This window comes from Veillonella seminalis (assembly GCF_003992065.1).
GTDB classification, from domain to species: domain Bacteria; phylum Bacillota; class Negativicutes; order Veillonellales; family Veillonellaceae; genus Veillonella_A; species Veillonella_A seminalis.
On sequence record NZ_RQUZ01000003.1, the window covers coordinates 1 to 14,230 of the forward strand.

At 31.5% G+C, this 14,230-nt stretch carries 11 protein-coding genes and 2 pseudogenes; 1 reads left to right on the forward strand and 12 read right to left on the reverse strand.

What is annotated here, in order from left to right; genetic code table 11:
• Positions 1–121 (forward strand): annotated as a pseudogene (locus EO126_RS11175) (IS30 family transposase); the annotation flags it as partial.
• Positions 122–172: 51 nt separating this feature from the next.
• On the opposite strand, the pseudogene EO126_RS02515 reads toward EO126_RS11175, so the two are convergent.
• The 12 genes and pseudogenes from EO126_RS02515 to galU form a co-directional block, all read right to left on the reverse strand.
• Positions 173–643 (reverse strand): annotated as a pseudogene (locus tag EO126_RS02515) (DUF6056 family protein); the annotation flags it as partial.
• Between the two features lie 101 nt (positions 644–744).
• Positions 745–1,734 carry a dTDP-glucose 4,6-dehydratase gene (gene rfbB / locus EO126_RS02520; protein WP_127007380.1) on the reverse strand — a complete coding sequence of 330 codons (990 nt, stop codon included), beginning with the start codon at positions 1,732–1,734 and terminating at the stop codon, positions 745–747.
• A gap of 762 nt (positions 1,735–2,496) precedes the next feature.
• Positions 2,497–3,792, reverse strand: coding sequence for an O-antigen polymerase (locus tag EO126_RS02525; RefSeq protein ID WP_164726692.1), 1,296 nt, complete (start codon positions 3,790–3,792; stop codon positions 2,497–2,499).
• Positions 3,785–4,456 carry a hypothetical protein gene (locus EO126_RS02530; RefSeq protein ID WP_127007384.1) on the reverse strand — a complete coding sequence of 224 codons (672 nt, stop codon included), beginning with the start codon at positions 4,454–4,456 and terminating at the stop codon, positions 3,785–3,787. The genes EO126_RS02525 and EO126_RS02530 overlap by 8 nt, the downstream gene beginning before the upstream one ends.
• Before the next feature lie 18 nt (positions 4,457–4,474).
• Positions 4,475–5,722, reverse strand: a complete 1,248-nt coding sequence (locus EO126_RS02535) for a flippase (RefSeq protein WP_127007386.1) — start codon at positions 5,720–5,722, stop codon at positions 4,475–4,477.
• 21 nt (positions 5,723–5,743) lie between these two features.
• A complete protein-coding gene (locus EO126_RS02540; protein WP_127007388.1) occupies positions 5,744–7,645 on the reverse strand; it encodes an HAD family hydrolase in 1,902 nt (633 codons plus the stop codon).
• Positions 7,646–8,788 carry a glycosyltransferase gene (locus EO126_RS02545; protein ID WP_127007390.1) on the reverse strand — a complete coding sequence of 381 codons (1,143 nt, stop codon included), beginning with the start codon at positions 8,786–8,788 and terminating at the stop codon, positions 7,646–7,648.
• Between the two features lie 5 nt (positions 8,789–8,793).
• Positions 8,794–9,855 carry a glycosyltransferase family 2 protein gene (locus tag EO126_RS02550; RefSeq protein ID WP_127007392.1) on the reverse strand — a complete coding sequence of 354 codons (1,062 nt, stop codon included), beginning with the start codon at positions 9,853–9,855 and terminating at the stop codon, positions 8,794–8,796.
• A 65-nt stretch (positions 9,856–9,920) separates the two neighbouring features.
• The gene (locus tag EO126_RS02555) at positions 9,921–10,685 is read right to left on the reverse strand and encodes a DUF4422 domain-containing protein (protein ID WP_225723660.1); all 765 of its coding nucleotides are present in this window, start codon (positions 10,683–10,685) and stop codon (positions 9,921–9,923) included.
• Positions 10,686–11,783: a UDP-galactopyranose mutase gene (glf, locus tag EO126_RS02560; RefSeq protein ID WP_127007394.1), complete on the reverse strand. Its 1,098-nt coding sequence runs from the start codon at positions 11,781–11,783 to the stop codon at positions 10,686–10,688. It lies immediately after the preceding gene.
• 16 nt (positions 11,784–11,799) lie between these two features.
• The gene (locus tag EO126_RS02565) at positions 11,800–13,239 is read right to left on the reverse strand and encodes a sugar transferase (protein ID WP_127007396.1); all 1,440 of its coding nucleotides are present in this window, start codon (positions 13,237–13,239) and stop codon (positions 11,800–11,802) included.
• 68 nt (positions 13,240–13,307) lie between these two features.
• Positions 13,308–14,177 carry a UTP--glucose-1-phosphate uridylyltransferase GalU gene (gene galU / locus EO126_RS02570; protein WP_127007399.1) on the reverse strand — a complete coding sequence of 290 codons (870 nt, stop codon included), beginning with the start codon at positions 14,175–14,177 and terminating at the stop codon, positions 13,308–13,310.
• Between the last annotated feature and the right edge of the window lie 53 nt (positions 14,178–14,230).

Genomic DNA, 14,230 nt, shown 5'->3' on the forward strand with positions numbered 1-14,230 from the left:
TGGTGTAATGCACTGCCACGCAAAATTCTAAATTACCGGACACCACAAGAAGTATTCATTGAAGAAGTTAATAAGTTACTGGGTTTTTAAAAGTGTTCAATTTCATATTGCAATTTACTAGAATAAATCCGATTATTCCTACTGAAAAGTTTTCATTAGCCCAACCGGAGAAAATTCCCAAGATAAATATAACCAAATACAAAAAATAATTTCTGAAAGTTTCACTATTGCCATCATTTAATCTATAAAATAACATGAAAATTAACGGAATAATAATCGTCCATAGATAATTACCGGCACCGGTTAACCACAGAATATCCTGACCAAAAGCCGGTAAAAATACCCAAATGGAAAAGTTAATGTAGATTAGTATTGGCAAGGACCAATACTTAAGCTTCGTTATATGTGCATAAACCAATAAAAGTAGCACAACATAAATTAACGAATTAGCCACATTAAAAACTGATTTTGGCATACTCAAAAATAATAACGAAAAAAATTCACCCCATACGCGACCACTCCAAGTAAGGTAATAATTCTCTAATGCTTGATACATATCACCCACCGAGTAAATATTAACGGCTGTACCGTATTTCAAATAATCATCAACCACAAATCCGGTTAAACTATTTAATTTGAACATTAATATAAAAATACCAACCAACAAGCCTACAAATGCTATTTTTATTGCTACCGGTGACTTTAAATACTTATACAAAACAAGTTCATCCTTCCATCAATACACTATACTCCACTGATAATATCTTCCCACCATTGGCGGTTATCTAAATACCATTGTATTGTTTTTTTAATGCCGTTGGCAAACTGCGTTTCCGGTAGCCACCCGAGCTCAGTATAAATCTTTGTCGAATCAATAGCATAGCGCAAATCATGGCCCTTACGATCCGCTACATAGGCAATTAAGTCTTCAGATTTACCTAACTCTTTGCAAATCAGTTTTACGATGTCAATATTAGCCATTTCATTATGACCACCAACATTATAGACTTGTCCCTCACGGCCCTTATGAATAATCAAATCAATGGCCTTGCAGTGATCCTTTACATATAACCAATCGCGAATATTTTCACCATCACCATATACCGGTAGCGATTTATTATACAATGCATTAACAATCATAAGCGGAATCAACTTCTCCGGAAATTGATAAGCCCCATAATTATTAGAGCAACGAGAAATCGTCACCGGAAGACCATACGTTCTAAAATATGACAACACTAATAAATCAGCTGCCGCTTTTGAACTACTGTACGGAGAACTTGGTTGTAATGGCGTTGTTTCCGTAAACAGCAAATCCGGTCTTTCCAATGGCAAATCTCCATATACCTCATCGGTCGAAACTTGATGATAACGTTTGATACCATATTTGAGACATGCATCCATCAAGACTGATGGTCCCATAATGTTTGTTTCTAAAAAAACGCCGGGATTATCGATTGATCGATCAACATGAGATTCAGCAGCAAAGTTTACGACTATATCCGGATGTTCTTCTTCAAACAACTGATTGATGGCTTCTCTATCACAGATATCTGCTTTAACAAATCTAAAGTTAGGATTCTCCATTACACTTGCCAAGGTAGATAAATTACCGGCATACGTTAATTTATCTACACAAATGATGCGATAATCCGAGTATTTCTTTAACATATGAAACACAAAATTCGAGCCGATAAAACCAGAGCCGCCGGGAATCATAATAGAATATTTCATAATTTTACCTTAAATTGAAAAAGAGTTATATTGACTATGTATAAATGAAATTTTACCAATTTTTATAACTCTTCTATGTTAATCTGTTCTTATTTTTTCAACAATTTACATCATTCTTGAACCGAACCTAAAAAATACATATAATACATAGATGCAATATTAATTCACGGAACTAATCTTCGTACATAAGGTATTTGTTTTAATAAACACACTACTAATAAACAGACTATATAAGTTAGAACAGGACCACCCAAACGCCAAAATAAATCTTCAGCAGGGATATGAAAATAAGCGGAAAAATTATCTATAAAAAATTTATGCGTTAAGTATATTCCTAAACTGCAAGAAGATAAATATCTTAGTATTTTAGAATACGGGATTAACCAATCATGACTTAAATATTTAATAAATGTAAAAATTGCAATAGCTAATAAAACTGTATGGAATTGTGTATAGCTAAAAAAGGTTCTATCTAAACTTCCATTTTCTATACTTAAATAATATGTTGCAAAATAACGAATTAGGCAAGAAGTAATCCCCAAACCATAAATTATATATCTATATATTTTCACTAACTCAGTATTAAATAATAAATAACCTAATAATACATAGAATATAAGTCAACCACCAGCAAATGGAAAATAAATTGCACCATTATATTCAATCCTAAAAATTGAAAAACTAACGGCAAACAAGACTACGTCAGAATTTTGGTTATGTTAACTAACCTATAGAAAACCATTAAGTAACTTTTAAACTATCTTATATTTTATCTAATAATATTTTTTTAGCTATCCATAGAACTCCCCCAATATAAATAATCGTAGTTCCAAATAAGTCCAAAAAGAATCTTTCATCAATTGATGATAAAAATAAAGGATAAGAAATCGTCGCATATATTAACAACGATGTAATTTTAATATCATTATTATATTTTAAATAATTATAATAATAACTATAAAATGCACCTAATAACCACATAACCCCTAACATACCAACCACCCCAAACGCTTTAATATATCGCCATTCTGCCGTATAAACATTAGTATCAATACCTTCAAAATTAACAAATGGCAAAAATATTTCAACATCTGGCAAATTAAATCCTAAAAAATTAAGATTCCTATAAACACTAACTAGTAAATTAGAACCAATCAAAGAGTTCTCTACCGGTAACTGATGATATATAACATCAAAAGCCGGAACAGATAGACCTAAATAATGCGATAAAATAATAAAAGGTGTCCGAGTACTGCTAGTTACTTTTCCAGATAAATACCCCATTATCAAGAAAAAGGATACAGCCATAATTCCTAATATGCCAAGTATAATGATTGATTTTATACCTGCCTCAAATTTAAATTGATGCTTTTTTAGATAAAGAAAAATTCCAATTACTACAACAAATATAACAAATGACATCATCGCCATGCGTCCCGTTGTAAATATCATAAAAGGAATATAAGTTAAAATAGGCACTAGAAAAAAGAGATTTGATTTTGACCATTTAAAAAATATTAAGTTACTTAAAAATGCATATACATATACTGAAGCAATTGCTAATGCAATATATTGTCGATAATTCATCCATCGACTTAATGAAACTTGCTCAGCTTCAATAGCTGGCCTTACAGTTTTTATAATATTAAATACACCTTCTGTATTTCCAAGTAATATAGATAAGTGAAAGATTTCACGAAAACTAAGCATAGCCAAAATACTCATTATCAAAAAAGCAATGAAAATTAGTTTATCAACTTTATAATATTTAATAGTAAAAACTGGCTGTACGGATTGTCTAAAAAAGGCAATCTTACAAACAGCAACGTTACCACAAGCAAATGCAAGAATCCCCATCAATAATACTATTACACTTGACATTGAAAAAGGTAATTGCCACCGTTCTATGTTTAATGCAGCTAATATAGAACTTAACATCATAGTCGTACTCATTAAAATGCTTGGTTGAAGGACATCCCCTTTAAAAAAATATATTAAACCTATTGATAAAATCAATAACAATACAGATAAAATATACAAAAATCCTGGATCAACCATTTTTTTCATTCCTTATCGAAATTAAAAATACTATCACCGCTCCAATAATAGTTCCTAAAACAGCACCTATAATTCCATACTTTAGTATTATTATGCTTTTATCATTTACTAATAGTTTTGGTTCTAATGTATATGCACTTATTTCTTTAAATTGGCTTTGCGGAGTTATTTTCTCAATCCTCGACTCAGCAAAAGAAATATATTCGTCTAAATATTTAACTCCATATAATTTTATATATTCATAATCTTTTGCATCATCTGCACTTAATGAGAAAATATACTGAATAACTCCAGAATGAATATCAACAACATGAATATGCTTTTGCAACCATTCAACTTTCTGAATTTCTGTTAACTTATCCCAATCTCTATTAATTTTTTTATAATCAAATCTATTTTCTGATTGTTTTAAGAATAAATCAATTTCACTATAACTCTTTAAAAAAGTACCATAATCAAGAGAATTATTAAACATTAATGGCTGATTATACTCAATTTTTATAGTTTTTTCAGTATGAAAGCGTGTACTTTGAAGAACATAATCTGTAAAAAAAGTTTTTTCAATTACTAAACCTAATGAAAAAATAATTGCTAATAGAATGATGTAAATAAACTTACTTTTTAGTGTATCAATAAAAACTCCAAATCTTACACTTTGCATCATGACCTCCGAAAATTTTTATTAAATCTTTTTTAATATATTATTTTTGAAAACATATCCCAAAATAGCAAATGTAATAACCCCTTCAACAATTACCATTATTATAGCAACCCCCTCACCCAGCCAATAAGGAGCTATACAAAACATTAATATGATATCTAAAATAGCCCCCAACACAAGAATATTGCTAAATATCTTTTGATAGCCATAATTCAACAAAACTTGAATTCCAAAAACATTACTTATTGATATTACCAACGGTAATAATGCCAATATTCGCAAAATTACTACGCTTGACTGATATCCCTCACCAAACAACAACTGTACTACACAAGGGGCCAAAAAGATCAAAGATATACTCCCTATCAAACAGCCACCGATATAAACTTTTCCATAAGCTTTTATAAAATTCAAAAAATTATTTTTACCCTCTTGAATTTTTTTACTGGCATAAGGATACACCGCTTGATTAACAGTAAACATAACACCTTTAATACTATCTATTAATTTATTGGCCGCACTAAAATATCCCACTATAGTGTCATTAGAAAAAATACCTAATAAGACTATATTACTAGTTGTATATATGTTTATAGCAATAGTAGAAAGAAAAATATGCCAACCATCATTCATAGTTTTTATTACACCTTTAAACGTTGGCTTTATAAACACAAAACTATATTGTCTTGCTATAATTATATACGAAAGTATTCCTGCTAAGATTAAAGTACTTGACTGAAATAAAGCAGCTAACAAATAATCATCCGGGTTTCGAACAAACAAAAAAAACAAAATAACAGTTGCCAATCTAGCTATTATATTGACAATTGTTATATATCTCATTTGTTGAATCCCCTGAAAAAACCATGTAGGGAAAATAAAATTACCTAATGCTAATAAAAAAACACTCCAATACAAATAAGCATCAAACTTTATTGCCATAAAATCAATGATAAAAATAGAAAAAAAAGAAAATAAAGCTGTTAAAAGAAGAAGTAATGCCTTACAAGTCATAATATTAACAAAAATATCGGCAATTTGATTTTTTTCTCCAGCTCTCGCAATATCCCTAGGGCCAGTCATATTAAAGCCATAGTCCACAATTATAATACAATACTGAACTATTCCTTGCATAAAAGCAATCGCACCAAATTTATCCACGCCTAAAACTCGAACTAAATAAGGTAATAATATAAAATTCAATATGTATTCTGCACCTTTTAAACTTACCAATGAAAAAATATTTTCAAACAACTTATTTATTTTCATAGTTCAATCTCTTAATAATATTTATTTATATTTCTTAAACAAATAGTAAAATTTAAAAATCAATTTCATCAAATATCGGTTTTTAGTTTTCTCTATAATAGCCCCAGATAACCATGGACTATTCTTAATAGAATTTATAGAGTCTTCAAAAGATGAAGCTTTTGAACTTAAAATTAATGGTCGTAACTCATCAAGAATCACCCTATAATCTTTCCATATTTTTATATCTTCTAGAGTTGGTGTAATTGCAAAGTTTTTAAAGTTTTGCAGGGCTATATTGGTACTAATATCTTCATCAATAAATTGATTCATACTAGATTTAAAAAATGACAACGCCCCCCTCTGCAATTCTTGAATATAATACTTTTCGTCAACTTTCCCTCCTCCAATATACTCGAAGTCAGCTAATATTGGTTCCACTTTATTATCTATAACTTGATAACCTTTAACGCTCCCATGCGGAGCAGTGAGAAATATTTCTAAAAACATATAACAAAAACGTAATAGGACCTTATACTGCTTGGTTTTATTGCCTGAGTCAAAAAATATATTTCTAGTTGTATTTTCCTCAATTGCAGAATGCAAATAAAAATAAAAAGGATTTACATCTAAATTCTCTTGTTTTAAATAATATTTTAATGCAAACTCAATGCTACAACCGGCTCCCATGTCAATAATACCAACATTTCCATAAAATTGCTCTTGATAAAAATATGATTGAATAAGTATTGCCTGAGCCTTAGAATCACTGAATATCTGTTCTTTAATAAAATCAAACAAAGATTCTACTCGCTGATCAATTTTCAAAGTATCAATATTAAATCTATCTTGACGAGCCAATTTAAATTTGTCTAACACCACATCATCAATTGTAATGCAAAATCTATCTAACACATATTCTAATGTAAAAGATTTATCCCAAGATTTATAATGTTTCACCATATCGTCAAAAGATTTATCATATTGTAAAATCGGCCTTATTACAGACTTTCTTGAAATATAAAAATATTTTGAATCTATGTTAGGACAATATAAAGAAAAAGCTTTTTTCAAAATGTATCCATCTCGTGAAAAAAAGAAAACTTTTTTTAATTTTTTTTGCTCTACTTGTTGCGCTAACCACTTAGTAAAACCTAATAATAATGGACCAAAAACCTCATATCCTATTTTAAAAATATCATTTTCTTTAATCGGCATATTATTATTAATAAACCGATTTATCCAATTGTAAGTAAAAATTTCCTGACTAAATAAACCCTCTTCATCATAATAAGTGGGAAATAATTCCCCTTCATCAATCAAAAATGCAGATAATCCTTGCATTTTTGCCTTTTTAAAGTCAGCATTTTTGTCATTACCAATATGAAGAACTTGAGATGGTAATAATCTTTCTTTTTCTAAAACCTTCTTAAATAGTAAACCCTGCTCCCATTTTGTAATCCGTTCATCGCACGAAGAGTAAACTATTTTATGATGTAAATAATCGTTTTTCTCTAAAATTTTATTAATATCTGATGCACTAAAGTACATATCAGAAATAATGAGAATAGGTTTTTCTATAGATACGCAATAATTATAAATCTCTTGAAGTTCTTGATTCGCTGTACAAACAAGCAATTCAAGTTCTAACTCCATTTTTTTTATTAAATTTTTTTCACTTTCAATATAACTATCATCAAAATTTTCATAAATTTCATCGATATTTACTTCTCGATAAGTGCATCTTTTTCTCGCATTAGCCTCAGCCGCAATTCGCGAATCGTATATCTTTTTTGATGTTCCTAACAACTTATTAACTTTATACTCTAGCAATCTAAATACATCTTTATTGCTTCCAAGATTTCTTTTTATCAAAGTATCAAACACATCAAATGATATAACATCATGTTTTGAAATTATTAATTTTAGTTTCTCAAGATCCATTTATTTTTTCTCTTTCAAGTAAAAACTCATTATCTTATTAACTTCTGTATCAATATCATAACCGGCTAACCTTAATTCTTTCGAAGTATCTCTTCTAGTAACAGCACTCTTCTTTAATATTATATCTGCCCAAGTCTTTTTCTCTAATTTCTTATCGATAAAATAACACAAGCCATCTACTAACTTTAATTCTTTGGTTATATTATCCGAAAAAAAACAAGGCAATCCGCTGGCTTGTGATTCTACACCAACAACAGTAAGGCCTTCAAATCTTGAAGGCATTACAAAACAATCCATTGCCTGCATTAACTCAGCCACATCATGTCGTATCCCTAAAAATAAAACGGCATTTTCTAATTTTAATTTTTTGACCTGATTGACCGCATTCTTATAATATGTATCATCCCCTACATAATCACCTATTAATAATAATTTAGCTTTAGATCTTTTATTATGCACTTCATTAAATACATCAATCAAAAATTCGTGATCTTTTTGATACACAAATCTCCCCACATGACCAACAATAAAGTCTTCATCACCAAATTTTAACTCAGAGCGTTTGATTTGTCTTACTTTATCATTAAAAACTATATCTTTTATATTAATAGCATTATGGATAACCGTAAATGGTTGTGTATTCCCAAACATCCACTGCCCTGCTGATTGAGCACAAGCAAAGTAATCAGTTACACTCCACTTCATAAGAATTCGATTGAAGCCTATTAAAACCCGCCTAATTAGACCAATCTTATTTTCAAAGCCACCGTTATGAGAGTGTATAATTCTCACAGGTATTCCCATTATTTTTCCTAGAAATAATGGGAAAATATATTCTAAACTATTAGTATTTAATACAATTGCCTTATAATTTTTTGATTCTTTACGAAGTAATTTTATCCATTGCCAATAGTGATTTAAAGGATTCTTATGTCGCGAACAAACCCCAAAAATCTTTGATCCGGCATTTCTTATTTTATCGGCAAAGACAATATCATATTCATTGGTAATATTTACAAAATCATAAACTACTTTATTTCTATCTAAATGGTCAAATTGCTGCATTAAATATGTTTCAAGACCACCTATATTCCGAGTCATGCCAATTTGTAAAACTTTTACCGGCAATAAATCTTGATTCATTTTAATTATCCTTTAATTTTTGCAAATAAAAATGGAAATTGTCTTTTTATTAATCCAATCATCCGTACAAGCCACAATAACAAAACTCCTTTTTCATCGCGCAACAAAGATATCATTAATTTCTGTTTCTTAGAAATGTTTATAAACTCAACACACTTAAAATAATTATATATTTTACTATCTCTAATTGACGTTAATAACTTTTGAATATTTTCACCTGATTCAATAGCTCGTTGTAGTGTAGAATATACGAACCGAGTATACATCCAAAACAACATACTTTTAGATTCATCATCCATATTTTCAAAACCATTAAAAAATGCTAAGAAACGCTCGATTTTCATTATATGTAAATTATAGTAGTCATCATTCTTTTGTGACGATAAACTATTAGACTCTGTTAATTTAATATAATGATAGCCTGTATAGTCAATACATTTAAATGTATTGACATATCTAAAATACCGCATGTTAAAATCAAAATCTTCATTTACACGATATGAAGGATTTAGTTCAAGTCCATTTTCCTCTATTATTTCACGACGATAAAAACCATTCCATAAATAGCCAAATAATGGCACTAACTCCATTTTTAAAATTTGCTTGGCAATTTCGTTTCGATCTTTATATTCACGAGTTAATAAACTTTGTACTTTAAAAAAATGGTTATTTGAATCTTTTTTAATATATTCTTCAATACAACCATACTTTAAACAATCTATATCGCACTCTCTCAAATGAATATATGCTGTTGCAAGTAAATCTTTATCAACATAATCATCACTATCACAAAATGTTACATATTTCCCTACAACGTATGACAAAGCATAATTTCTTGCCGCTGCAGCCCCGGCATTTCGTTGCATCTGATAAAGTTTAATTCTATTGTCTTTTTTTAAATAAGATTTACAAATATCATAACTATTATCTGTAGATTGATCATCAACTAAAATCAATTCAAAATTTGTATATTCTTGTTCCAATATACTTTCTATCGCCCTTTGCAAAAAAGGTGCAGCATTATAAACTGGCATAATTACACTAAAAAACGGTTCATTAAATTCCATATAATACTTCTCCCATGCATACAACGATAATCAAGTTACTAAAATCTAAAATAGTGTTTAATTTCTTACTTTCCAAATACCTTACGTTTCAAAAAGCTACCGCCTTTTTTGAGCCAATTTTGTTTTTCCATAAAAGAAACATTTTGCTCTTTATAGTTAATCTGATTTTTTTCAAGCCAAACATCTAATAAAATCTCACTGACAAAGCCAAAGATACGAGATTCATATTGATCATAATCAGAAATATCTACTCGTTTTTCCAGTTCAAACAATATATCAAATAGCCATTCACAGTATTGATTGTATAAATCACGACGCATAACAAACATATTAAACATATGAGCCCATGTGCGATTACATACAATTGTAAAGGCTTCCGAATACTCCGGATACATTTCAGCAATAATAGTTTCAGTTACATCTAATCCTTCACTATGATGAGCATGATTATAATGCGAGCGGTTGCTTTCAATATAATAACGGCGTTTATCGGCCACTACAACAGGATATTGCTCTAATAAAGTTTGCCATTGTCCGCTAGTTAAAACTTGCTGCTTCTTGCCTTCAATATTACGAACTTCTTTATTCGTAAAATAGCGACGATAATGTACTAACCCCACATAATCCGCCTCTAAGTTCTTCCATGCCCAATAAAGAGCTGTTAATTCACAATAGTTAGGATTTTTAGCTGATATATTATCACCGGTGTTATCACCAACATACCCTAAATCAGCTTTTCCCTCTCTGCCTACATGTATAGGCATATATACTGAATCACTTGGCATCCAATACAATTTATGTGCCGCCACTAAAATTTTTATTATCGCCACTTACTTCAATTCCTTTTCTACTAAACGCAATGCACTTGCAATTACCTTATCCATATCATAATATACATATTCAGCTAAACGACCGCCAAAAATAACATTAGATTCTTCCTTAGCCTTTAAAGCATATTTAGCATATAAGTCCTGATTTTTTTCATTATTCACAGGATAGTATGCCTCATCGCCCACTTTCCAATCAGCCGGATATTCTTTAGTTACATAAGAAACAGGTTGTGTACCGAATTCAAAGTGTTTATGCTCAATCACACGAGTATAAGGTACATCGGCGGCTGTATAGTTAACTACCGCTACCCCTTGATAATTATCTGTTTCTATTTTTTCGGTTTCAAAACGTAAACCGCGATACTCCAATTGACCGAACTCATAATTATAATATTCGTCAATCGGACCTGTATATATAATCTTATCGGCTAATGCGGATAATTCTTCACGATTCTTAATAAAATCAACACCTAGGCGAACTTCAATACCTTCTAACATATTTTCGATTAACTTGGTATAGCCGCCTTCAGGTATCCCCTGATATCGATCATTAAAGTAGTTATTATCATAAGTATAACGAACTGGCAAACGTTTAATGATAAAAGAAGGGATTTCTGTACAAGGACGGCCCCACTGTTTTTCAGTATAGCCTTTGATAAGCTTTTCATAAATATCGGTGCCAACTAAACTAATAGCCTGTTCTTCCAAATTTTTAGGTGCATCAGTAATTACAGCACGTTGTTTTTCGATAATAGCTTTCGCTTCGTCCGGTGTAGAAATGCCCCACATCTTACTAAACGTATTCATATTAAATGGCAAGTTATACATTTCACCCTTATAATTGGCAACCGGAGAATTTACATAGTTATTAAAAGTAGCAAATTGATTCACATAATCCCATACATGTTTCATCGATGTATGGAAAATATGAGCACCATATACATGAATATTAATGCCGTCTTTATTTTCGCAATACATATTACCACCAATATGATTGCGACGATCAATGACTAATACTTTTTTCCCACGTTTATGTGCTTCATGTGCAAATACAGAACCAAACGGACCTGCCCCAACCATTAAATAATCGTATTTCATACGTATCACTCCTCTATTAATAAGCACCTTTTCGTTGTAATACGGCTGTTACGGTTTTTACTAAATATACAATGTCAATCCAAACTGACCAATTATGTACATACCACGAATCCATCTGAACACGTTCATCATAGGTTGTATCACTACGACCGCTAACTTGCCAAACACCGGTGATTCCCGGTGGCACCAAGTAAAAGTCTTGAATATATTCTCCATATTTCTCTACTTCAGCCTGAACAATCGGTCTTGGTCCTACTAAACTCATTTCCCCTTTTAAAACATTGAGTAATTGAGGTAATTCATCAAGGCTCGTCTTACGCAAAAAGTGACCGATTTTAGTAATACGAGGATCGTTTTTCAATTTAAAATCTCGATTCCATTCTTCCTGTGCTTCCGGATTATCTTTTAAATATTCCTGTAAAGCTTCTTCAGCATTTACTACCATAGAGCGAAACTTATAGCAAGGGAATTCCTTACCATGCTGCCCCACACGTCGATGTGCAAATAAAATAGGTCCGGGATCAGAAATATAAATAAAAGCGGCAATAATGAGTCCTATCGGAAGGAAAACTATCATACCGGCTAACGTTAAAACAGTATCAAATACGCGTTTTAAGAAACGATAATAAGGTCTGGCCAAATTATTTTTAACATTAACCAGAAGCATATTTTCTTCCATTAAACCTTGCACCGACACATTCGCTACCGGTAATCCGATTAGTTCCGGCACGAAAGATACATTTTTGATCAAAATTTCTAAACGGTTAACTAAGGTAATTAATTTGTCCGGCGGTAAGCCCGGTGCACACACGATTACGTGTTGAATCTTTGTCTTAGCTACTATTTCATCAATATCGCAAAAACCTCCCAATAACGGATATTGATCGGTCAGATTTTTACAAACCGGATTATCATCAATAAAACCGACTATTTCATAACGCATAATAGGATGCCGCTCAAAGGATTGTAAAACAAGTTCCGCTGTTTTACCGGCGCCGATAATAATAACCGGAATTTTAAGTATCCCCTTTGCAATAAGTATCCGCTCTAATATATAGCGTCCTAACAATAACATTACAAAGGTAAATACCCACGACCCGATAATAAATAAACGTGACACATCGCCGGCTACATTTGCTGCATACATAAGAAATACTGTGAGCATAACACTAAATGATACGGCTTTAAATAAATTCCGTACTCGATCCCAATACGGCAATGCTATATCATAACAATGGCACAAGCACATCATAAAAAGAAATAACGCCGGAGCTATTAAATAGATATAAATACTGCGAATACTAAAAGTATCCGAAACAGGAGGAAACATCCATAACTTTCGCGCTTCATAAGCAAACGAAATTCCTAATACAATCATAAAATAATCAACAATAAACAGGCATAATGGTAATACATAAGTTGTGTTACGTTTTAACAATGGGATAGAATCTTTCATCACAATAAATCCTTTCAACAAACTTCTTATTATATAACAATGGGTTATTAATTGTTTAGCATAAGGATTTAAAAATTATCTAGATCTAATGATTTCAAATACTTTGTTAGTGCCTCTCCCACGTCTTCATTGCGAAGGCCATATTCAATCATCGCCTGCAGATAACCGAAACGGTTACCGATATCATAACGCTTCCCTTCATAGGCCAAAGCAAATACATCTTCATCAAGCTGAGCAATCGCATCGGTTAATTGTAATTCATTGCCGGCGCCTAGTGGAATATTTTCCAAACAATCAAAAATCTTTGGTGATAATATATAGCGTCCCAAAACGGCTATATTTGACGGAGCCGATTCTTTTTGAGGTTTTTCAACCAAACCATCTACTTTATATACCGTATCTGAAATCGGTGTACCAGAAACGATTCCGTAGGAACTTACCATATCATCCGGAACTCGTTGTGCCCCCAAAACGGTTCCGCCATGTGTATTATATGTATCAATCAATTGTTTCAAACAAGGTTTTTCCGGATTATATACCACATCATCCCCCAATAAAACGGCAAACGGTTCACCGGCACAAAATGCCTTAGCACATAATACGGCATCCCCCAAGCCGCGCGGTGCTTTCTGCCGAATAAAATGTACGCGAATATCTGCTAAGCGGCGTACCATGGCCAATTGCTTCTTTTTCCCCTGTTGTTGCAATAACTGTTCCAATTCAACACTTGTATCAAAGTGATCTTCAATAGCACGTTTATTCCGCCCCGTAATAATCAGAATTTCCTCAATACCGGAATCAACTGCTTCTTCAATAATATATTGAATAGCCGGTGTATCCACAATAGGCAACATTTCTTTTGGTTGTGCCTTAGTTGCCGGTAAAAAACGAGTACCAAATCCTGCTGCCGGAATAACTGCTTTTCTCACACTTTTCATACTACACCTCAAAAACTAACAACTCAACTTGATTTTTATTTTACAAGAAATAA